The following is a 21979-nucleotide window of genomic DNA, read 5'->3' as shown; positions in this document are numbered from 1 at the left end:
CGAACAGGGAAGCGGGGTTCGGTACGCAGGAGTGACAATGGAAAACGGCGTGTGGGTGCACGATCTGGACCCGGTACTGCTTTCGATCGGTCCGTTCGATTTGCGTTGGTATGCCCTGGCATACATTTTCGGCCTGATCGTCGGTTGGCGCTGGGGCATGCGTCTGGCGGAGACCAGCCCGCTGGGCGTCACCCGGGACCACATCGACCGCTTTCTGACCTGGGCGGTGATCGGGGTCATTGTCGGCGGTCGGCTGGGCGCCTTTGCATTCTATGCGCCGCACATGTTCATCGAGCAGCCACTGCAGATTTTCAAGGTCTGGGAGGGCGGCATGTCCTTCCACGGCGGTATTCTGGGGGTCACGGTGGCCATGGTGCTGTTTGCTCGGATGAACAGGATTCCACTGTTCTCGCTGACCGATATCATCGCTACCGTCGCGCCCTTCGGCATCCTGCTGGGGCGCATTGCGAACTTCATCAATGGTGAGCATTGGGGGCGCGTGACCGACCTGTCCTGGGCCATGGCCTTTCCGCGATCCGGCGATCTGCTGCCGCGTCATCCCAGCCAGCTTTATGAGGCGGCGATGGAAGGGGCGATCCTGCTGATCGTCATGATCGTCGTGGTGCGGCGTTTCAATGGCCTGTCGCGGCCCGGGCTGCCGACAGGGGTCTTCCTGATGGGCTATGCCGTCGCCCGCGCCGTGGGGGAGGTCTTCAGGGAGCCGGAAGTGCTGACCAGCGTTCTGCCCTTCGGCACGACATGGGGGCAGTGGCTGTCCCTGCCGATGCTGCTGGGCGGCGCCTGGCTGATCCATCAGGCCATTCACCGCCCGCCGGTGGCGCCGGAGAAGGCGCGTAAGGGGAAATCGGCCGCGTGACCCCGCTGGAGCAGCATCTGCGACGGCGGATCGCCATCGAAGGTCCGCTGACGTTGGCGGATTTCATGGGGGACGCGCTGGGCCATCCGGAGCTTGGATACTATATCACCCGCGATCCGTTCGGCCGCGCCGGGGACTTCACGACGGCGCCTGAAATCTCGCAGATGTTCGGTGAATTGATCGGTCTGTGGTGCGCCGAAATCTGGGCACAGATGGGAACGCCGCGAAAGGTGCACCTGGTCGAGTTCGGTCCAGGGCGCGGTACCCTGATGGCCGACCTTCTGCGCGCGGCGAAGCGCATGCCGGGCTTTCTGGAGGCGGTCCATCTGCATCTGGTGGAAACCAGTCCGATCCTGCGGCAGTCCCAGGCGCGCGCCCTGGAGCGGGCGCCGATGGCCCCGACATGGCACAGCGATATTGCAACCTTGCCAGACGATGCACCGCTGCTGATCGTCGCCAACGAGTTCTTTGACGCCCTGCCGATCCGCCAGGTCCAGAAGACGAAGGAGGGCTGGCGTGAAAGGCTGGTGGCGGTCGATCCCGCCAAGGACCGGTTGGCGCTGATGATTGCACCCGGTCCGGGGCCGATTTCAGGCCTGATCGACCCAGGGTTGGCACAAAGAACAAGGGTTGGCCGGGTCGTGGAACTGGCGCCGTTCGCCTGGCGCATCGCCGGCGATATGGGCGCCCGAATCGCAGCGCAGGGCGGCGCGGCACTGGCTATCGACTATGGATATGAGGGGCCGGCGACCGGCGATACGCTTCAGGCGGTCAAGGCGCACAAACCCTGTTCGATATTCGAGACGCCGGGCGAGGCGGATCTGACGGCTCATGTCGACTTCACTGCCTTGTCGAAAGCGGCCGCATCGGGCGGCTGCCGGGTCAGCCCGACAGCGACACAGGGCGATTTTCTGCGGGCATTGGGGATAGAGATGCGGGCCCAATCGCTGGTGAGTGCGGCGCCGGAGGCAACGGCCCGGCAAATCGAGCAGGCGCGGGACCGCTTGATCGGGGCGGATGGAATGGGCACCTTGTTCAAGGTTGTCGGCCTCGCGGCGAACGACCTCCCGCCGCTGCCAGGATTGGAGCCCGCCTGATGCCGGACCAACCGACATACCTGACCCACCCCGCGCTGGAATCGGACCGCATCGCACATGGGTTTTTCACCAGGCTCGGCGGCGGCAGCACCGGCATCTATGCGGGATTGAACATTGGGATTGGGTCGGCGGACGACCCAATGACAGTGCAGCGCAACCGCGCCTCGGCCATGGTCGCGCTGGGACTGCCGCCGGATGCCTTGAACACCCTCTACCAGGTTCACAGTGCCGATGTCGTCGAAGTGGCCCGCCCACTGGATCCCGAAAACCTGCCCCGGGCGGATGGAATGGTTTCATCGGTACCCGGGCTTGCATTGGGTATCGCGACGGCCGATTGCGCGCCGGTCCTGTTTGCCGATGCGAAGTCCGGCATTGTCGGGGCCTGCCATGCCGGATGGAAGGGCGCGTTGGGCGGTGTGGTGGAAACCACCGTTCTGGCGATGGAAAAACTGGGTGCGGAACGGGCCGATATCGCTGCGGTCCTGGGCCCCTGCATCCATCAGCAATCTTATGAAGTAGGCCCCGAGTTTCGGGAGGCCTTTCTGGACGTCACTTCGGATTTCGACGTCTTCTTTCTGCCGTCGGACAGGGACAGGCATTACCGTTTCGACCTGCCGGGATTTGTTCTGGGACGGCTGGAGGCATCGCAGGTGGCGGAAATCGGTCACGTGGCCGAGGACACCTATTCAGACCCCGACCGCTACTACAGCTATCGTCGGGCGACCCATCTGGAAGAACGCAGCACGGACGGCACGATCGATTACGGCCGGCTGTTGTCCACAATTGCATTGCGGAATTAGGAGAGCGGAAACATGGCCATTCATTTCTCGGTCGAAGAACTGGCGCAGCGTCGGGACATGGCATGCCGCGCCATGGCGGAGAGTGACCTGGACGGCATGCTGATCTTTCTTCAGGAAAGCATGTACTGGCTGACCGGCTATGACACATTCGGGTTCTGCTTCTTCCAGTGCCTCTATCTCGGCGCCGATGGAAAACACTTCCTGCTGACCCGTGCACCGGACCTCCGACAGGCCCAACATACCAGTGTCATTGAAGATATTCAGATCTGGGTCGACCGCGAAGGGGTGAACCCGTGCGAGCAATTGCGCGATCTGCTGGACAGCTATGGCGCCAGGGGCAAGCGGCTGGGAGTCGAATACGAGTCTGCCGGCCTGACGGCCTATCGGGGTAAGCAGCTTGATGCGGCGATGGACGGGTTTGCGACCCTGGTCGAGGCGAACAACCTGATCAGCCGCCTGCGCCTGGTGAAAAGCGAAACGGAACTGGCCTATGTCCGTCGTGCCGGGGAACTGGCCGATGACGCCTACAAAGCAGCAGTCGATGTTACCGCCGCCGGCGTCGACGAGGGGTTGATCCTGTCGCGAATGCAGGGCGCGATCTTCGAAGGCGGCGGCGACTATCCGGGCAATGAGTTCATCATCGGGTCCGACCGCGACGCGCTGCTGTGCCGTTACAAGGCCGGGCGCCGAACCCTGTCCGCGAAGGACCAGATGACCCTGGAATGGGCCGGGGCCTACCGGCATTATCACGCCGCGATGATGAATACCTTCATCGTGGGGGAACCGGACCCTGAGCATGTGGCAATGCATGCGGCGGCGAAGGAAGCGCTGTTGGCCTGTGAGGCGGCGCTGAAACCCGGCAATCGCATGGATGATGTCTTCCAGGCGCATGCCCGTGTGCTGGATGATCACGGATTGCGCGCGCACCGCTTGAACGCCTGTGGCTACGGGATGGGCGCGCGGTACACCCCGTGCTGGATGGACTGGCCGATGTTCTATGAAGGCAACCCGGTGGAACTGGCACCGGACATGTCCTTCTTCATTCACATTATCATCATGAATTCCGACAAGGGACTGGCAATGTGCCTGGGTCGTTCCTCCATCGTTACGCAGAACGGGTCGGAAAGCGTGTCGAAGGCGCCGCTGGACCTGGTGGTCCTGTAAAACGCGCCTTTCCTGTCAGGGGTTCCATCCCTATATGACCGGCAGTTGAGACTGAAGATCGAACCGACCGCCCATGCCCTGGCTGATCCAAATGCTTGCGATCACAATGCTGCTGCTTCTGGCGTTCTGCATTGTTTGATCGATTGCGCATTCTCGCCGTTTTCGCGCTGGCTCTGGTCGTGGCAGCATGCGGACCCGTCCCCAAGCCGTTCAAGACTGCCCCGGGGGCGAAGGATTCAAACCCCCTTTTGGCGATTCCGGACGGATCCGGCGTGACAGTCGCGCCGGTGGAGGGCGCTGCACCGGCCCTGTCCGGTCCGCTCACCGAGGCCATGGTTGCCCAACTTCAGCGCCTGGGTGTTCCCGCGTCGTCCGGTGCGGCCCTAACCCACGGCATCCTGATGGAAGGTGTCGCGGAATGGCGTGACGGTCGGGCCGATGTCCTCTGGGTGCTGACCGACCCGGATGGAGCGGAGGTTGCGACCGTGTCGGCCAATGCCGCGGCGACGCGCAGTGCCTTCGACGATGGCGATCCGTCGCTTGTGAAGATACTCGCGGAACGCGGTGCTGCCCTGGTGGGGGCGTCGCTTGGGACGGAACACGCGATCTCGGCCCTGCCGGAAGGGGCACCGACCGTCGCCGTGGTCGGTGTGGAGGGGGCGCCGGGTGATGGCGACAGGGCCTTGTCGCGCGCCATGGCGGCAGTTCTGAAGGAGGCGGGCGTGCCGCTGGCCGGGACCCCGGAGGATGCGGCTCTGCTTCTGGCGGGGGCGGTGACGCTTGAACCCTTGGGCGACGACCGGGAACTGGTCACGATCCGATGGTGGCTCATGGATGGCGACGGCACTGTCCTGGGCAAGCTGGATCAGGAAAACGTCGTGCCGATGGGCGCGCTGAGCAAGCGATGGGGCGGCGCTGCCTATGACGCCGCGCTGGCCAATGTCGCTGCCGTGCAGGAAATTCTGGACCGCATCGATGAGATCCGTGAGGTGCAGCGTTCCGCCACGGAGCCCAGGCAGAACTGATACCGGCAATCCGTTTACAGAAACGCCGAATCGATTCGTCATGGGGATGGGCGCGGGACTGATCCATCGGAGGTCCTATGGCGAAAACCGAACGGCACGTGCCGGGCAATCTGACCGCGGCGCATATCATTGGTGTTACGGAAGGATCGTCCCAGCCGACCGTCTACTTTCAGGACGTGGACGGGCACATCACGCGCTTTACGCAGCGGCACAAGAATCCCGACAATATCGGATATCATCCTGCCAAGGGGCAGCACCTATTCTTTGGCAACGTTCCGGCGGCCATGTTTCTGAAGTCCGGGGCCGACGGAAAGGCATCGGCCCGGTCCTGGAACAGTGTCGCCCGTGAACTTCAGGAGAAGAACTGGAAGGCGCCTGGTGGCGGCGGCAAGAAAGCCCTGTTCGAAGTGGTTGCCGTGGATGGTGGTGGCGCCAGCCTGCACCGCTCGCGCGCCGCCTTTCGGGAATTGACCGATATCGCGGAGAAGAAAGAATTTTTCGCCCAGCTTCAGGGACCGAATGTCTACAAGGCGATGGATCCGAAGACGCACGAATTCTATTTCACGGCGACGCCGCTGCAGACGAACGCATAGTCGCGAATTGGCCAGCCCGATTTGTACAATACGGCCCTTGTAGTCGGGTGCGGACGAGGACATGGTCGCGTCGTTCGCGCTGAACAATAAGATCGAAAGCTGCCGCCATGACATCGAAACGGACCAAGGAACCCTGGATGGACGCCGCTGAATTCGGCAAATCGCTGCCGAAGGGACTGGGCATCAATCTGCTTGTGAAACATGTCGAGGCCTCCGTCGGTTTTGCGAAGCATGTCTTCGGTGCGGAAAGCGTCTATGACGACGAGGATTTTGCCTTCATGCGGGAACCGGTCAGTGGCGCGACGTGGATCCTGCATGCCGACCACAGCTACAGCGACCATCGCCTGTCGGGTCTCGTCCGATCGGTACAGGGGCGCGGTGTCGGGGCGGAGTTCCGTCTCTATGGCGTTGACCCCGATCAGGCCGAGGCCAGGGCGCGCGAATGGGGATATCAGATGCTGGAAGGCACGATCGACAAGCCGCACGGCCTGAGGGAATGCTACATATTCGATCCCGACTGGTATCTCTGGGTTCCCAGTGTCCCGGTGAAAGACTCCTGATCAGAAAAGATCGTCCCTCACTTCGGCGGTGACGAAGATATAGGCGCGGTCGTGCGGCGTCGGCCCTCGTGGTTCCGCTCCATGGATTGCGTCCGGTCTGTTCGGAAAGACGACCAATGTGTTCGCCGCATAGGGGATCGTGACGGCGGCGGAAACGTCTTGATCTGAAAAGGCGAAGACATCCAGGCGTTCCGGCCGGTTCCGGAACCGGAACAGTGTCAGGCCGCCACCGTCGGAATCGTCATCGGGGGAGCGCAGGTAATAGAGCGCGGAAAACAGGCGATTGCCGCTGTCCAGGTGCGGGCCGCGATGGCTTGCAGGGCTCGCGGGGTTGGGCGATATCGTTTCCAGTCGCGCATCGCACAGCACCGGGTGACTGTCATGGTCGTCCCTGCCATGCAGGCCATAGGCTTCGGGATCGTCCGGCGGATCGGGTAGGTGGTCCGGCCAGTGACCGTTGAACCGCGTCCGAACCTGCTGTGTGGTCCCGCCTCCGGTATGGCGTTCGGCAAAGGCTCGCCAGGCTGGGTCGAAAAAGTCCAGTTCACACATCATCCACGCCGGCACCACGGATCGCGTGGCCGGCCGGAATGATCCCTGATTTCGGCCCGGGCGGGTTTCGATCAGTCTCGCGCATAGGTCCGGCGGCAACGCCGCGTTTACCACCGCATGCGGGAACGGGTCGGTCCGGATGTCAGAAGGCCGCAGCCGGTCGAAGATCGTGGGGCCCATCCGGTCACTCCCTTTGCGAGTGACCGCATCCTACCCTCCTGCTATCGGTGTGCCAAGCTGGCCGGCTCTAACCCCGCATGCGTTCCGCCTTCGGATCGAACAGCGGCTCGGGCAGGATCGTCGCGGGCAGCATCTCTCCGAAAACCTCGATCCGAAAGGTGCCGTCGTCGGTATCCTCGGCCTGATCGGCTGGGACATACCCCATGGCGACGGAACGGTCGGCATGATGCGCGTACATGCCGGACGTGACATAGCCGACGATTTTGCCATCGCGATAGATCGGCTCGTTCCCCATCACGTCGATCTCCCTTGCGGCGACATCGAAGGTGACGAGCCGTTTGGTCGGGCCGTCGGCCTTTTCGCGGGCGGCGGCTTCGCGGCCGATAAAGTCGTTCTTGGTCAGGTCTATGAAACGTCCCATTCCGGCTGCGAAGGGGCCATAGATCGGCCGATACTCGGTCGCCCAGGACCCGAAGCCCTTCTCCAGGCTCATGGATCGCATGGCGCGCGACCCGAACAGCTTGATGCCGTGTGCGGCGCCAGCCTTGAGAATATCGTCAAAAAGGCGGCCCTGAAACTCCGGCTTCACCCACATCTCATAGCCGAGATCGCCGGTGAAGCTGACCCGGCCGACCAGCGCAGGGACCATGCCGAGATCCATGGCGCGGAAATCCAGGAACTTGAAGGCCCCGCCGGAGACGTCCTGATCGGTCAGCGCGGCCAATACCTCACGGGATTTTGGACCGGCTATGGTCAGTCCGACCAGACCCAAACCATGCGCCTTGATCGTAACGCTGCCGTCCTCCGGCAGATGCCGTTCGAACCAGCGCATATGGTACATCTCGCCCGCGCCGGATCCGAAAATGAAGAAGCGTTCCTCGGCCAATTTCCCGACGGTAAAATCGCCGATGACCTTGCCCTTTTCGTTCAGCATCGGCGACAGGGTCAGGCGCCCGGTGCGGGGAATCTTGTTCGCCATGACATGGGACAGCCAGCTTTCCGCGCCCGGTCCCGTGACCTCGTATTTCGCGAAGGAGGAAATGTCGGCCATGCCGACGCCGCCGCGCACCGCCTTGCACTCCTCCTTGATCGGATCAAAGGCGTTGGACCGCAGGAAGGTGATGTTTTCCACCGGTTCCACGCCTTCCGGGGCGTACCAGAGAGCCTGTTCCATGCCATAGGCGACGCCAAAGACGGCATTGGCGGCTTTCTGTCGCTCATAGATCGGTGTCGTGCGCAGCGGCCGTGCCGCCGGCAGTTCCTCATTGGGGAAGCGGACCTTGAAGCGGCGCGAATAGTTCTCGCGGACCTTGGCGTTGGTGTAGGCCATGGTCGTCCAGTCGCCGAAGCGGGCAACGTCCATGCCCCAGATATCGAAGCCCGGATCGCCGCCGGTCATCCAGTTGGCCAGCGCCAGACCGACCCCGCCACCCTGACTGAACCCGGCCATCACGCCGCAGGCGCACCAGTAGTTTTTCAGGCCGCGCACCGGGCCGACCAGCGGATTGCCATCGGGCGCGAAAGTGAACGGACCATTGATGATCTGCTTGATGCCGGTGCGCTGGAACGGCGGGAAGTGACGGAAGCCGACTTCCAGCGACGGCGCGATCCGGTCGATGTCTTCCTGCAGAAGCTCGTGGCCGAAATCCCACGGCGTTTCCTTCGGCGACCACGGGACGCAGGCCTTTTCATAGGTCCCCATCAGCATGCCCTTGCGCTCCTGGCGCATATAGATCTCGCCATCCGGATCGACGACATGCAGGACTTCCTTTCCGGTCGACCGGTTGATTTCCTCGACCTCGGGCATGTCCTCGGTGATCAGATACATGTGCTCCATCGCCAGGACCGGCAGTTCCAGTCCGACCATGCGGCCGACCTCACGTGCCCACAGACCGCCGGCATTGACGACATGCTCGGCCTGAATGGTTCCCTGTTCGGTCACCACGGTCCAGGAACCGTCCGGATTCTGCTGCAGGTCCGTGACCCGGTTTCGCAGATAGATTTCCGCGCCCTGGACCTTCGCCGCCTTGGCATAGGCGTGGGTCGTGCCGGAGGGATCCAGATGACCGTGCATCGGCGTCCACAGCGCGCCCAGGAACTCCTTCGGGTCCATGATCGGCAGGATCTTCTCGGCCTCTTCGGGTGTCATAAGCTGGGTTTCGATGCCCAGCAGCTTTTCCTGCGACTGCATGACCTTCAGCAGTTCCATCCGTTCCGGCGTCGCCGCCAGGAAAACCCCCTCGGTCAGATGGAAACCCGTCGACTGGCCGGAGATTTCCTCGATCTCCTTGTAAAGGTCGATCGTGTAGGACTGCAGCTTGGCGACCTGCGGGTCGCCATTGATGGTGTGAAAGCCGCCCGCCGCATGCCAGGTGGAGCCGGAGGTCAGTTCGGACCGTTCGATCAGGACCACGTCCTTCCAGCCCATTTTCGTCAGGTGATAGAGAACGGAACACCCGACGACACCCCCGCCGATCACGACGGCCTGCGCATGCGATTTCATGAAACAACCTTCCGACAATATTGGTCGACCGCGATCCGGCCTGTTTCGACACATGCCGCAGACCCGCCTGGGGCGAACATCGGTCAGCGACGCGAATTATCTCAATTCTGCCAACAGTGTCGGATTCGGGAAAGTTTGTCCCGGGGGAGGGGCTGGGGGTATGGCAAGGGGTATGGCAGGGGATATGGCTGGCGCGCGATCCCGGCGGTCCTTGCCGCTGGGGGCGGTCCGGTTCGCCGGGATCGCTTCGCCATCCGGATCAGGCTGCCAGCGGCAATCCTACCGCCGGTCCCGCGGGAATTATGCCGCTGGGATTGATGGCCTTCACCGAATAGTAGCCTGCCTTGATGTGGTCGAGATTGACCGTGTCGCGTACCGCGGGCAGTGCGGCGATACGGGTCGTGTAATCCGACAGGTGACGGTAATCCGAGAGACGGCGGAGATTGCATTTGAACAGACCAAAATAGGCCGCGTCGAACCGGGCCAGGGTCACGAACAGCCGGATGTCGGATTCCGTGAACCGGTCCCCCATGAGATAACGCCGTCCGTCCGACAGCCGGTCCTCCAGAATGTCGAGCATCGCAAAGACCTCCCGGACGGCCTCGTCGTATGCCTTCTGGCTGGAAGCAAAGCCCGCCCGGTAGACGCCGTTGTTGAGTGAGGCGTAGAGCGATGCGTTGAGCGTATCGATATCGGCGCGCAGATCGGCGGGATAGAGATCAACCGCGCCCTCGGCGAGGGCGCCGAACCCGCTGTTGAGCATTCGCAGGATATCCGCGGATTCATTGTTCACGATCGTCCGCCGCTGCCTGTCCCAAAGGACCGGGACAGTCGCCCGACCCGTATAGTTCGGATCCGCGTTCGTATAGACCTGATGCAGATGCCCCGCGCCTGAGTAGGGGTCTGTTTCGGCACCAGGAAATCCACCGAAGGCCCATCCCTGATCTGTCAGTACAGGCGACAGAACCGTGACGCCGATGGCGTTGCGAAGCCCCTTCATGGCCCGTGCGATCAGGGTTCGGGATGCCCAGGGGCAGATCAGCGCAACATAAAGATGATAGCGTCCTGCCTCTGCCGCGAAGCCCCCCTCACCAGTCGGGCCCCGGGAACCGTCCGGTGTGACCCAGTGGCGGAAGGCGGATTCCTGCCTCAGGAAACGTCCATCCGCGTCCTTGCCCTGGATCGGCTGCCATTGTGCGACCCATTTTCCATTTCTCAGCATTCTCTTTCTCCCGTGTGAATGTCGCGTTCGAACGTCGGCGGTCAGTCGGAATAGGGCAGCGCCGTGAGAGGCGCCGGACGGGGCAGTGCAAACGCGCCGGCGCCGATGAGGGCCTGCACGATGAGGGCGATCGTCCAGAAGACCGGAAACTCCCATCCGCCGCCTTCATTGCTGAACAGCCAGCCATTGCCGGCATGGGCGAACAGCGCGGCGCCCAGGGGGATCGGGGCGAGGGCGAGTGAGAACCACCGCGTGAGAACGCCGGCAATCAACGCACCGCCACCGACCAGTTCGAGTACGATGGTGAGGTAGGCAAGCGCTGCAGGCAGTCCGAGCGATTCGAAGTATCCGGCCGCGCCGGCCGGTGTGAAAACGAGCAGTTTCAGGAGCCCATGGGCCAGAAACATCGACCCGAGGGATACCCGCAGAATCAGGGCGGCATAGGCGCCGGGCTTTGCATCAATCATCTCAACTCTCCTTGTTGTCGGGCCGCGAACAGGGCGGCCGGGCTGACGATTTCGAATGAGGAGAGGATTGCTGTTTCCAAAAAATTGATAAATAGTTATGATATTAAAACACTGTCAAAAAAATGGATACAGATGGATCCCTTGCAGGAAATCCGCACTTTCATTGCCGTCGTCGAGGCAGGGTCCTTCACCGCCGCGGCGGAACGGCTGGGTCTCTCCAAGGCAGTCGCCAGCAAGCAGGTACTGCGGCTGGAGGAACGTCTCGGTGTTCGGCTGCTGAACCGGACAACCCGTGCGGTTTCCCCGACGGAGCTTGGGCGTGCCTATTACGACCGGGCCGGGGGCATCGTCGAAGATATGGACATGCTCGACGAGACGATGCGCGATCGTCATGCGGAACCACGGGGGAAGCTGGTTGTTACCGCCCCGATGACGTTCGGGGAAATGCACCTGACCGACGCGGTCGCACGTTTCCTTGCGGCCCATTCCGGGGTCAGCATTGACCTGCGTCTGACTGACCGTTTCGTCAGCATTGCGGATGAGGGGGTCGACCTCGCCATCCGCATTTCCAATCTGCCGGATTCCGCCATGGTGGCGCGAAAACTGGGGGTGTCGTCGGTCATACCCTGCGCCGCGCCGAGCTATCTTGCGCAGCGGGAAGCGCCCTTGAGCCCAACCGATCTGTCCGGCCATGACTGCATCGTCGACAGCAATCACCGGGACGGCCGGGATTGGATATTCGACATCGGCGGCGCGAGGGAGACAATCCGCGTGAACGGTCGGTTCCGGGTCAACAGCGCCCGGGCGGTGCGGTCCATGGTGCGCCGGGGGCTCGGAATCGGACTGATCCCATCCTATGCAGTTGCAGACGATCTACGGGCGGGACGGCTGATCCGACTGTTGCCGGACTGCGCCGTGCAGGAACTCGGCATCTACGCGCTTTACCTCCACAATCGCCTGCTGGCCGGCAAGGTGCGAAGCTTCATCGATTTTCTGGTCGCCGATCTCGACGGCGGTCTGGCCTGGCGCGTGGAATAGCGCGGGGTTCGGTGCTGCAGGTCGGTATTCGTCGCATCGTGGACAGTTCGGTCCAGTTTCTGACGCTTTCTGCATTGTCGATTGTTGCGGGTCGGCTTCAAACTCCGTTCAGAAATTGAAGCTGCGCCTCGGTCCCGGGGCTTACGGAGTGCTGTCGAATGCCGGATGACCGTCTGATCCTTGGATCCAATCGCAAGATCGATCCCTATCGCCGCCGCATCGCACAGGGCGCTTTCCTGCCGGATGGCACACCGAACGAGAACGACCGGGTGGAGATCGGTCCGACCGACCTCGCCTTCGAGGAATGGGCCGCGCTGGGCCTGACGCTGCCGAACCTGCCGCGCATGCGTGAATACCGGCTGAAGCGATTGGTGGATCACGTCAATGCGCGCGGCTATGCCGGTGTCCTGATGTTCGACCCGCTGAACATCCGCTATGCGACCGACAGCACGAACATGCAGCTATGGGTCACGCACAACATGTGCCGTGCCTGTCTGGTTCTGGCCGACGGCTATATGGTGCTCTGGGACTTTCATTCCTGCGATCACCTTTCGGCACATTTGCCGCTGGTGAAGGAGGTCCGGCACGGTGCCGACGTTTTCTACTTCGACGCCGGTGATCGTGGCGAAGAGCGGGCGAAGAAATTCGCCGCTGAGTTCGAGGATCTGGTCAGAACCCATGCCGGTGAAAATAAGCGCATCGCCGTCGACAAGGCCGAACTGGCCATGATCTGGGCCCTGGAGGAACGGGGCTTCGAACTGAAACTGGGACAGGAACTGACCGAGCATGCCCGCAAGGTCAAAAGTCCGGACGAACTCAACGCCATGCGCTGCGCCGTCGCGTCCTGCGAGTCGGCGATGCGGTCCATGCAGGACATGGTGCGGCCGGGCATGACCGAAGTCGAAGCCTGGGCCGAACTGAACCGCGCCAGCCATATCCGTGGTGGCGAATGGATCGAAACGCGCATTCTGTCTTCGGGGCCGCGCACGAATCCCTGGTTCCAGGAATGCGGTCCGCGCGTGATGCAGGAGGGCGATATCCTGGCCTATGACACCGACATGATCGGCCCGTATGGCTTCTGCGCCGACCTGTCACGGACCTTCAAGATCGGTGGCGGAAAGCCCACCGACAACGAGCGCGAAGCCTATCAGATCGGTTATGAACACATCATGACGAACCGCGAGTTGATCAAGCCGGGTGTCAGTTTCCAGGAACTGATGGAGGGCGGGCATCGTCTGCCGGAAGCCTACAGAGACCTGCGCTACGGGGTGAAGTTCCACGGCGTCGGCCTGTGTGACGAATATCCCGCGATCTTCTATCCGGAGGATTGGGAGGCCGTCGGTTACGCCGGCGAGCTTGAGCCGGGCATGTGCCTGTGTGTCGAAGTCTATGCCGGGAAGGTAGGCGGGGGCGTCGGCATCAAGCTGGAGGACCAGGTCGTCGTGACCGAAACGGGTTTCGAGAACCTGACAAGCTATCCGTTCGAAAGCGGTCTGCTCTAGCTCCCCGGTGCGGCGTCGCCGAGGTCGAAATCCGGATCGCTCGTCTCCCGCTTTCCAGCCTCGCCCTCCAGTTCGTCCAGGATGCGCGGGATGTCGGCCGCGCCGTATTCCAGATAGAATTTCCCGCCCGGGGCTATCCGCATGGCGGGGCCGCGCAGGCATCGGTTCAGGCAGTGAACGCGTTCCACGGCGACGGCCAGATTGCGCTCTGCGATACCCTGTTCGAGTAGCCGGACAAGTTGTTCCGATTCTCTGTCGCCGCCGCAGGAGGGCTTGTTGCTGCCGACCGGATTGACGCAGACCAGGAGCCTCAGTTCGCCTTCCGTCATGTCAGCCCGCCGGCCGCAACCCACCAGCCGTCGCGGGCAACCCTGTCCGCGGCCAGTCTTGCCTTTTCCGGCGTTTCATAGAGTCCGAAGCAAGTCGCGCCGCTGCCGGACATGCGATAGAGCAGCGTTCCCGGCGCGTCGCGTAATGCGGAGAGTACTTCCCGAATTTCCGGGCAGACGGCAACCGCGGCCTCGGTCAGGTCGTTGCGTTCCCGGGCGAGGGCACGGGCCAGCGCATGGGCCGAATGCCCGGGCATCATCGGCATTCCGGGGGTCGAGAACTGTCCGCTGCGGGCCTTGAAAACTGCCGGTGTGGGGCAGGGAAGCCCCGGATTGGCCAACAGGATTCCAGCCTTGGGGAAGGGGGGCAGGACCCCCAGTTTCTCACCGATCCCGGACATGTGGCGGGGGCGCCGCTCCAGGCAGACCGGCACGTCCGCGCCGAGATTCAGGGCGATCTCCGACAGGACCGTCCGGGATGGCGAAACATCCCATAATCGGCACAGAAGTCGCAGCGTTGCCGCGGCGTCGGAGGAGCCCCCGCCGATGCCGCCCGCCGATGGCAGCGCCTTTGTCAGCCGGATTGCCGCGCCGGAGTCGACGCCGGTTGCCGTGGCCAGAGCCCTTGCGGCCCGAAGGACCAGATTACTGTCATCCGTCGGCACGCCGTCCGCATGCGGGCCATCGACCGAGAGGGACAGCGCTTCCGCCGCACCGACCGATACGGTATCTCCGAAATCGGTGAAGGCGACGATGCTGTCCAGCAGGTGATAGCCATCGGCACGGCGTCCCGTGATGCGAAGGGACAGATTGACCTTGGCCGGGGCGAGTTCCTCTAGAACGGTCGCGTCCATGGCCGGGGTGCTTTGCCTCAGTTGTTGCCGGATGCGGCCTCGACCGCGTCCAGGCCTTCTTCCAGCTTGCGCTCGATGGTCGCGCGCAGGTCGTCATCAGGCTCCAGGCTGAGCGCGTGGCGCCACTGATAGGTTGCCTCCAGCTTGCGCCCGACCTTCCAATAGGCGTCGCCAAGGTGGTCATTGATCACTGGTTCCGAGGGGCGCAGTTGAACGGCGCGTTCCAGCTGGATCACGGCATCCTCATACTCGCCCAGGCGATAATGGGCCCAGCCCAGACTGTCGACGATGTTGCCGTCATTCTGGCGCTGCGAGACGGCCGTCCGGATCATGTCCATGCCTTCTTCGATATTGATGCCCTGGTCGATCCAGCTGTAGCCGAGATAATTCAGCACATAGGGATCGTCGGGTTTCAGCTCCAGCGACTTGCGGAAATCGGCTTCCGCCTCCGGCCAGCGCTGAGTGCGTTCCAGCGTGATGCCGCGGAAATAGAACAGCCGCCAATGCTGATCGTTCACCTGGTCGATCCGTTCGACGGCACGGTCGTAGTAATCGGTACCCTCGGCGAAGCGTTCCCGCGCGCGCATCAGGTAGCCAAGCCGGTCCAGTGCATCGATGTCTTCCGGCCGTTCCTTCGCCATGGCTTCCAGGTGCTCGATCGCTTCCTCATCCCGCTTCAGCGAAATCAGATTGTCAGCGATCTGCATGCGTGCATCCCAATCGAAGGCGGAGTCCTCACGAACCTCGCTGAGGGCGACGATGGCGGCGTCATGGCGCTGCAGGCGTTCGAGAATGGCCGCGGTCACCATCCGGCCCAGATCGTTCTGGGGGTCCAGGAACACGCCGAGCCGGGCATAGCGCAGTGCGATCAACGGGGCCTGATCGCGCACCTGACGTGCCAGATCGACAAAGGCCTCCGCGGCACCGGCCTTCGGGCCGGGCACGATCGGCGCCAGGGCGCCTTCGGACTCCAGGGAAGCGATGTCTTCTTCGATATAGGTGACGCCGGGATTCAGGGCGTCATAGCCGCGCAGCAGATCCTCCGCCGCCTCGCTTTCGCCCAGGCCCAATTTCGCACGGGCCATGGCGCGCACGACGCCGATCGGTACGGATTCCAGGTTGTCGGTTTGACCTGCCAGCAGGGCTTCGGCTTCGGCATGTCGGTCGGCGGCCATAAAGATCAGGGCGGCGTGAAAATCATGCAGCCCCTGTGCCTGTGATTCCGTGCGCAGCGCCTCCAGCGACTCGATGGCGGCGTCGGTGTCGCCTCGACCGAATTCGGCCCAGGCGGCAAGGATAGGGGACGAGAAGCGGGCCAAGGCGATACGGCGCGCCGGTTTCAGGATCTTGACCGCCCGTTCCCATTCGTCGTTGCGCATCGCGACGGCGGCCAGCGTCAGCGCCGCGATGTCGACCTCACTGGGGTAGACAATGATCTGGGGGCGGGCCAGTTGTGCGGCGCGCTCGATCCGTCCTGCATGCAGGTTGGCCAGCATGCCGCGGCGTTGAAGGAGAGGGTCGTCGGGCTCGGCCTCCAGAACGCGGTCCAGAAGATCCGCCGCATGCTGAAAGTCATACACGGCCTCCGCGTGGCCGGCCGCCATGTAGGCGCCGAAGACCGTGTTTTCCTGCGAGGCCGTGCCAATCTGGACCTCGCCGCTCGCGCGGTCGGCCTGGGCGCTGGGCATAGCGATCGGCAGGACAGCGAGCAGCGCGGCCATTACGACCTTTCCAAGGCTGCCTGTCGCGCCGTGTCGCACCGCATCTCGCTGAAATCTGGTCATGTTCCACCCATTGCCTGTCACGTTTTCGACGATTGGTTCCAAGATAGAGGCTTACATCGCCTCGCGCCACCGCCGCCGCGTACGATTTTTTTGCAATAGGTCTTCGCTAAACGCCCCGACTCGTAGTGAACTGGTCACAGCCGGGGCTAGTACGGAGGCACGGCATTGGGTAAACCTGTAACAGGGCAGGTCCGGTACCGTCTTCGCGCGGAAGACGGAGGGGGGCTTCCCAAATGAGATGCGGGTCGAGGCTCGCGGATTGTTGGGTATGAAGAGAGCGCGCTTCCTGCGAGTTGCCGCACTGTGTGCGGTTGCCTGCTTCAGCGGGGCCATAGACGTGCGCGCGAATTCTCTGGAAGCCCTGATTTCCGAGACCGTTGAATCCCATGACAGGCTTCTGGCCGGTCAGGCCCAGGTGACAGCGGCCCGCGAGAGATCCCAAGAAGCCCTGGGCGTCTGGTATCCGGCCCTGGACGTGACCGCCAATGTCGAGCGCTACCGGCTTGAGCGAACCAACACCAATACGGTGATTGCGCCGGCGCAGGAACTCACCGCGACGATCACCCAGCTTCTCTGGGATTTCGGCGGGGCGAATGCGACGGTAGAGCGCGCGCGCCTTCAACTGGTTCAGTCCGAGATCGCCCTTGTTCAGACACGGCAGACCCTGATCGCGGAGGCGCTGACTGCCTACATCAATCTGCTGCGCAGTGCGGAAGTGGTGCTGTTTGCGCGGCGGTCCGAAGAGAATATCCGCCGTCAGACCGGTCTGGAAGAGGCGCGGATTGAAGCCGGATCCGGTCTGTCGACCGACCTTCTGCAGGCCAAGACACAACTGGCGGGCGCTCAGGCCCGGCGCGTCGATGCGGAAGGGGCGTATGAACTGGCCCTGAACCGCTATCGATCCGTATTCGGCGACGTGCCGGAAGATATTGGCGCGCTGCCCGGATTGAAGGTCGATCATTCCAGTTTGCCCGACACGCTGGAACACGCATTGGACCTGGCCTTCAAGGGCAACCCGGAACTGCGCCTGACAGCCATTGACGTTTCCCTGTCTCAGCAGGACCGCATCAGCGCCCGTAGTGACAGTTTTGCCCCGACTTTCGAAGTCGTCGGCGAGCGCACCATGACCAAGAACGACGGCGGCACGATCGGACGCCGACTGGAATCGTCCATCAAGCTGGAGATGAACTTCCCTTTCAATCTCGGGTTCACGTCCATCAATACCCTGCGGGCTGCGCAATCCGATGTCGTCGCGGCGACCCGAACCATGGGTGACCTGAAGCGGCAGGTCGAGGAACGCGTACGGAATGCCTGGAAACAGTTGGAGACCGCGCGGCAGCGATCCGGATATCTGTTTGATCAGGCCGGGATTGCGCGGGCCTTTCTGGAAGTGGCGATCCAGGAGCGGCAGTTGGGGCAGCGGTCGCTGATCGATGTCCTTTCCGGGGAAACGTCGCTGATCAACGCCCAGAGCGATGCCATCGCGGCGGAAGCCGAGGTTCAACTGGCCCTGGTCGAATTGCTCGCCGCTTCCGGTTCGCTCGACTATGGCGTCATCGAAACCGTTCCGCGTCCGGATCGTAGTGAGATGCTGGCGCCCATTGCCGGGTTGTTCGGTGGCGCGCCCGATCCTTCGATGCAGCTTCTGGGGCCGGATTCCGACCTCGGAACGCAGCTCGACCCATCGGCCCTGATCCAGGACGGTGAGAGTTCGGGCGGTGTCTTCACGCCGCCGCCGTCCGGAGCCAGCCCGACACCCGGCGCCTCGCCAACGCCTCCTTCCGGCGAAACCGCGCCGTCGGAACCGCCCCTTTCCACCCTGACACCGGATGCCCCTATCCTGGAAACAGCCCCTGCCGAACCAGGAGCCACAGAGCCGGGAACCGCGGAACCGGCGCCCGCCGAAAGTCAGCCCTTCCTTGACGCTCTGGAATCCCCGCCCAGCTTCGATACCCTGCCGCGACCGGAGCCGCCGGATCAGCCTGTCCGCGACGAGGGGCCCGCCGCGTCGGCACCGCAGGAAGACCCCGCCGCCGAGGAACCGTCCGAACCGACGCCTCCTTCCGGGCGTGATGACGGCGATCTCGACAACCCGCTGTTTGATTGGGCACAATAGAAACAGCGGAATGGGGTAGGAACGGGCGGATTCCCAATGGGTGAGCTTTTGGCCAGGCTTCGGCGTCGGCCGTCACAGACGGCCTTGATGATCGTTGCATCCGTCCTGGCCAACCTTCTCGGCCTGGCGTCTTCACTTTATGTCATTCAGGTCCTGAACCGGTATGTCTCCAACGGTGTCGACGCGACCCTGGTGACGCTGACCGTCGGCGTCGGGATCGCCATCCTTTTCGAACTGGGGTTCCGGTGGAGCCGCATGCGCCTTGCCGCGTCGGTTTCCGGGGAGCCGGATCATCGCGCCGGGATTGGGGCGTTCGGCGTGCTGACAACGGCTAAGCTCGGCTTTCTCGAGCGCATGTCCTCCGGCGATCGTCGCGAGGCGATCTCGGGGCTGGAACAGGTGGAAAGTGCCTATTCGGCGCCGAACCTGACGGCAATGATGGATCTTCCCTTCGCGCTGCTTTTCCTCGGCGCGATCTTCATTTTCAGCCCACCGTTGGCGCTGATCGTGCTGATCGCGATCTGCGCGGTGATGTTGCTGGGACTAATCAACCAGATCGCGTTGCGGCCGATGACACGGCAATTGGCAGAGCATCAGGCGATCGGACACGGCCTGATCGGCACCACGACGTCCACGGCGGAAAGTGTCCGGGCCTTCGGCGCCGGGGAAAGGCTGATCGGCGACTGGGCCAAAAATCTGGCGGTCGTCCAGGGATTGCGCCGTCGTCTCGCCCGCCGGCAGGGCGGCCTGCAGTCCCTGACACAGAGCATTCAGGGCCTGATGAGCGCGGGGGTCATTGCGGTGGGCGCGACCCTGGTCGTGGTCGGTGAGCTGGATGTCGGCATGATGATCGGTGCGAACCTGCTGGCGGCCCGGGCCATGCAGCCTGTGACCCGGTTTGCGCAGCTTTCGGAATCGATCGTGAAGTCCCGGCAGGCGCTGGATCGTGCCAAATCGCTGGCCGAACTGCCGGTCGAACCGGGCGAGGGCGCGGCGCTGAGGACCTATTCGGGGAAGCTGGAACTGCGCGACCTCGCCTATACTGCCCCGGGCGCGCCGGCGCCCCTGTTCGAGGATCTGAATGTAGTCCTGGAGCCGGGTTCCGTTGTCGCCTTGATTGGGCGGAACGGTGCGGGCAAGACAACCCTGGCGCGGCTGATCGCTGGCCTGATCGAACCGTCCCGCGGCCAGATTCTGGCGGATGACGTGGATCTCCGTCAGATCGTGCCGGCGTGGTGGCGGCGCCAGATCGTCTATCTGCCGCAGGAGCCGACCTTCATCAACGCGACGATCCGGGACAATCTGAAGCTCCTCAACCCCGATCTGACCGATGAGGCCCTGGAAGCAATGCTGGAACGCAGCGGCGCGGCGCGTTTCGTGCACGAGACCGAGAAAGGGTTGGACACCATGGTCGTGAATAACGGCCTGTCCATGGCGCGGGGGGAAAGACGGCGGCTTGCCGTGGCGCGGGCTCTGGCCAGCGGCGGGCGTCTTGTCGTCTTTGACGAGCCGACCGAGGGCATGGACGAGGAAGGGGTTCGCCAGATCTATGAAACGCTGGTCCAGTTGGCCCGCGCCGGGCGGACGATCATCGTCTCCTCGCACGATCCGCAGATCATTCGCGGCGCGCAGATGATGATTGATCTGGACGCCAAGCCGCGCCCCGAGATCAGGACCTTATCCAAGGATGGTGCCGCCGCGTCGCAGACCTGGAATGCCGGCGCCAGAGGCGGTCCGCCGGTCAAGCCCAAGGCGGCGGAATAGGGGGCGCCCGGCATGGCAGGACATGACGATCTGATTGCCCCGATGCCTGATGCCGGCCGCGGCACGGTATCCTTCATTCTTCTGGCGACGCTGTTCGTTTGCGCGCTGGGGGCGTGGGCCTGGTACGGAACGCTGGACATTGTCAGCGCCACGGTGGGCGAGGTCGTCCCGGGCAGCAAGGTGCGCCAGATACAGCATCTGGAAGGCGGCATCGTTTCCGAGATTCGCGCGCAGGAACGCGAGGTCGTGGAGGCCGGTCAAATCATCGTCACGCTGGATTCCACGCAGATCGACGCCGAGGTGGCGGAACTGCAGTCCCGCGTTACCAGCCTGCGCATCGATATCGCGCGTCTGGAAGCGGAACTGGCCGGCAACAACGCCGCCGACTATCCCGAGGACCTGATCGCGCGCGTGCCGGAGCAGGTCGAGGCCGCACGGGCCATCATGGAAACGCGCCGCAAGCGTCTGGCCGCGGAGTTCAATGTTCAAAGGCAGCTGATTGCGCAGCGCCGCCAGGAGATCGTCGAAGTGTCGGCCCGGCTTGAAACCGCCGAAGCGACGCGCGGCTTCCTGGATGAGCAGATCAAAATCTCCGACACGCTGCTGAAGCAGAACATCACCAACCGCATGACGCATATCAACCTGTTGAAGGATCTGGCGACGCTGGACGGTCAGGTGAAAGAGGATCGGGCCCTTCTGCAGCGGACACGGGCCGCGCTGGAAGAGGCTCGCGCGAAACTCTCCGAAATCGCTGAGCGCTTCACGGAGGAGGGGCGCGCAGAACTGTCCACCGCCCGCCGGGAGTTCGATGAACTGACGGAGCGGCTGCGCAAGTTTCAGGACAGCCAGTCCCGCATGGTCATCCGCTCGCCCGTGGCCGGGATCGTGAAGACCATTGCGGTGTCGACGGTCGGCGGTGTCATCAAGCCGGGGGACGTGCTGGCGGAGATCGTGCCGCTGGACGACCGTCTCGTCATCGATGCCCGGATGCCGCTGGAGGACATCGGTTTCGTGCGGACCGGACAGCGGGCGCAGATCACCCTGACCTCCGCGGACGCCGCGCGTTTCGGTAAGCTGGAAGGGACCGTGGCCGGGGTCAGCCCGGATGCGCTGCTGGATGACGAAGGGGTGCCTTACTATTCAGTCCGGATCGAGCCGGATGCCCAGGGTTTCAATGATGGTGACCTTGAATATCGCCTCTATCCGGGGTTGCGCGTCGCCAGTTCGATCGTCATTGGGGAACGCAGGATCGCCCAGTACATCCTGGACCCCTATGTCAGCTCGATGCGTGCTGCAATGCGAGAGCGCTAGAGGCGTCAGCGCAACCAATTGATTCTGCCTCTCTAATTTGGTTGTGCCCTACTGGGGTAGGATAAATAGGTGTCTCAATATATAAAATTTTAGAGAAATTTGAAAAAAATATGTAGCGCATTGAAATTTTGCGCTTACATTAGAGTCGCCAATTTAGTCCGTTTTCGGCTAAATTTGCTGAGATTCCGGGGGATGCGACGAGGGCAGGGTCGCGACGTCTCCGGGGGAGAGGGACGAAAAG

The 21979-nt window shown here is 63.0% G+C and carries 19 protein-coding genes; 12 read left to right on the top strand and 7 right to left on the bottom strand.

Annotated features, from left to right (window positions below):
* Nucleotides 1-37 precede the first annotated feature (37 nt).
* The 7 genes from lgt to R8L07_01695 all read left to right on the top strand — a co-directional run bounded on the left by lgt (nucleotide 38) and on the right by R8L07_01695 (nucleotide 6116).
* Complete coding sequence (gene lgt, locus R8L07_01725) at nucleotides 38-877, top strand: prolipoprotein diacylglyceryl transferase (GenBank protein ID MDW3204233.1); 840 nt, start codon at nucleotides 38-40, stop codon at nucleotides 875-877.
* The gene (locus tag R8L07_01720) at nucleotides 874-1974 is read left to right on the top strand and encodes a class I SAM-dependent methyltransferase (protein MDW3204232.1); all 1101 of its coding nucleotides are present in this window, start codon (nucleotides 874-876) and stop codon (nucleotides 1972-1974) included. The genes lgt and R8L07_01720 overlap by 4 nt, the downstream gene beginning before the upstream one ends.
* Nucleotides 1974-2774, top strand: a complete 801-nt coding sequence (pgeF, locus tag R8L07_01715; GenBank protein ID MDW3204231.1) for a peptidoglycan editing factor PgeF — start codon at nucleotides 1974-1976, stop codon at nucleotides 2772-2774. Before R8L07_01720 ends, pgeF begins: the two co-directional genes overlap by 1 nt.
* A gap of 12 nt (nucleotides 2775-2786) precedes the next feature.
* The gene (locus R8L07_01710) at nucleotides 2787-3938 is read left to right on the top strand and encodes a Xaa-Pro peptidase family protein (GenBank protein MDW3204230.1); all 1152 of its coding nucleotides are present in this window, start codon (nucleotides 2787-2789) and stop codon (nucleotides 3936-3938) included.
* A 272-nt stretch (nucleotides 3939-4210) separates the two neighbouring features.
* Nucleotides 4211-4963, top strand: coding sequence for a hypothetical protein (locus R8L07_01705; protein MDW3204229.1), 753 nt, complete (start codon nucleotides 4211-4213; stop codon nucleotides 4961-4963).
* A gap of 77 nt (nucleotides 4964-5040) precedes the next feature.
* The gene (locus tag R8L07_01700) at nucleotides 5041-5556 is read left to right on the top strand and encodes a hypothetical protein (protein MDW3204228.1); all 516 of its coding nucleotides are present in this window, start codon (nucleotides 5041-5043) and stop codon (nucleotides 5554-5556) included.
* 107 nt (nucleotides 5557-5663) lie between these two features.
* On the top strand, nucleotides 5664-6116 hold the full coding sequence (locus tag R8L07_01695; GenBank protein MDW3204227.1) for a hypothetical protein: 453 nt from the start codon (nucleotides 5664-5666) through the stop codon (nucleotides 6114-6116).
* Here the strand turns inward: R8L07_01695 and R8L07_01690 are convergent, their stop codons facing one another.
* From R8L07_01690 to R8L07_01675, 4 genes are all read right to left on the bottom strand, one after another.
* Complete coding sequence (locus R8L07_01690) at nucleotides 6117-6848, bottom strand: 2OG-Fe(II) oxygenase (GenBank protein ID MDW3204226.1); 732 nt, start codon at nucleotides 6846-6848, stop codon at nucleotides 6117-6119.
* Between the two features lie 67 nt (nucleotides 6849-6915).
* Nucleotides 6916-9351, bottom strand: coding sequence for an FAD-dependent oxidoreductase (locus tag R8L07_01685; GenBank protein MDW3204225.1), 2436 nt, complete (start codon nucleotides 9349-9351; stop codon nucleotides 6916-6918).
* A 259-nt stretch (nucleotides 9352-9610) separates the two neighbouring features.
* Nucleotides 9611-10573 carry a glutathione S-transferase family protein gene (locus R8L07_01680; protein ID MDW3204224.1) on the bottom strand — a complete coding sequence of 321 codons (963 nt, stop codon included), beginning with the start codon at nucleotides 10571-10573 and terminating at the stop codon, nucleotides 9611-9613.
* A gap of 41 nt (nucleotides 10574-10614) precedes the next feature.
* Complete coding sequence (locus R8L07_01675) at nucleotides 10615-11040, bottom strand: DoxX family protein (GenBank protein MDW3204223.1); 426 nt, start codon at nucleotides 11038-11040, stop codon at nucleotides 10615-10617.
* 132 nt (nucleotides 11041-11172) lie between these two features.
* On the opposite strand from R8L07_01675, the gene R8L07_01670 reads away from it, so the two are divergent.
* Both R8L07_01670 and dddP read left to right on the top strand, forming a co-directional pair.
* Nucleotides 11173-12078, top strand: coding sequence for a LysR family transcriptional regulator (locus R8L07_01670; GenBank protein ID MDW3204222.1), 906 nt, complete (start codon nucleotides 11173-11175; stop codon nucleotides 12076-12078).
* Nucleotides 12079-12236: 158 nt separating this feature from the next.
* Entirely contained in the window at nucleotides 12237-13580 is a 1344-nt protein-coding gene (gene dddP, locus R8L07_01665) for a dimethylsulfonioproprionate lyase DddP (protein MDW3204221.1), read from the top strand.
* On the opposite strand, the gene R8L07_01660 is transcribed toward dddP, so the two are convergent.
* From R8L07_01660 to R8L07_01650, 3 genes are read right to left on the bottom strand one after another with little or no spacing between them, the layout of a single operon-like run.
* Nucleotides 13577-13909, bottom strand: coding sequence for a hypothetical protein (locus R8L07_01660; protein MDW3204220.1), 333 nt, complete (start codon nucleotides 13907-13909; stop codon nucleotides 13577-13579). The genes dddP and R8L07_01660 overlap by 4 nt on opposite strands.
* The gene (locus tag R8L07_01655) at nucleotides 13906-14763 is read right to left on the bottom strand and encodes a 4-(cytidine 5'-diphospho)-2-C-methyl-D-erythritol kinase (protein ID MDW3204219.1); all 858 of its coding nucleotides are present in this window, start codon (nucleotides 14761-14763) and stop codon (nucleotides 13906-13908) included. The genes R8L07_01660 and R8L07_01655 overlap by 4 nt, the downstream gene beginning before the upstream one ends.
* A 17-nt stretch (nucleotides 14764-14780) precedes the next feature.
* Complete coding sequence (locus R8L07_01650; GenBank protein MDW3204218.1) at nucleotides 14781-16484, bottom strand: tetratricopeptide repeat protein; 1704 nt, start codon at nucleotides 16482-16484, stop codon at nucleotides 14781-14783.
* A gap of 331 nt (nucleotides 16485-16815) precedes the next feature.
* Here R8L07_01650 and R8L07_01645 point away from each other — a divergent pair, with 331 nt between their 5' ends.
* Genes R8L07_01645 through R8L07_01635 form a run of 3 tightly spaced genes read left to right on the top strand, consistent with a single transcriptional unit; the run spans nucleotide 16816 to nucleotide 21738 of the window.
* Complete coding sequence (locus R8L07_01645) at nucleotides 16816-18663, top strand: TolC family protein (GenBank protein ID MDW3204217.1); 1848 nt, start codon at nucleotides 16816-16818, stop codon at nucleotides 18661-18663.
* A 36-nt stretch (nucleotides 18664-18699) separates the two neighbouring features.
* A complete protein-coding gene (locus R8L07_01640) occupies nucleotides 18700-20427 on the top strand; it encodes an ATP-binding cassette domain-containing protein (protein MDW3204216.1) in 1728 nt (575 codons plus the stop codon).
* A gap of 12 nt (nucleotides 20428-20439) precedes the next feature.
* Nucleotides 20440-21738: an HlyD family type I secretion periplasmic adaptor subunit gene (locus tag R8L07_01635; GenBank protein MDW3204215.1), complete on the top strand. Its 1299-nt coding sequence runs from the start codon at nucleotides 20440-20442 to the stop codon at nucleotides 21736-21738.
* Nucleotides 21739-21979: the final 241 nt, after the last annotated feature.

The organism is Alphaproteobacteria bacterium, from assembly GCA_033344895.1.
Classification (GTDB): Bacteria; Pseudomonadota; Alphaproteobacteria; order UBA8366; family Aestuariispiraceae; genus Pacificispira.
Note: the sequence above shows the minus strand (reverse complement) of the source record. Positions and strands in the feature narration are given on the sequence as shown.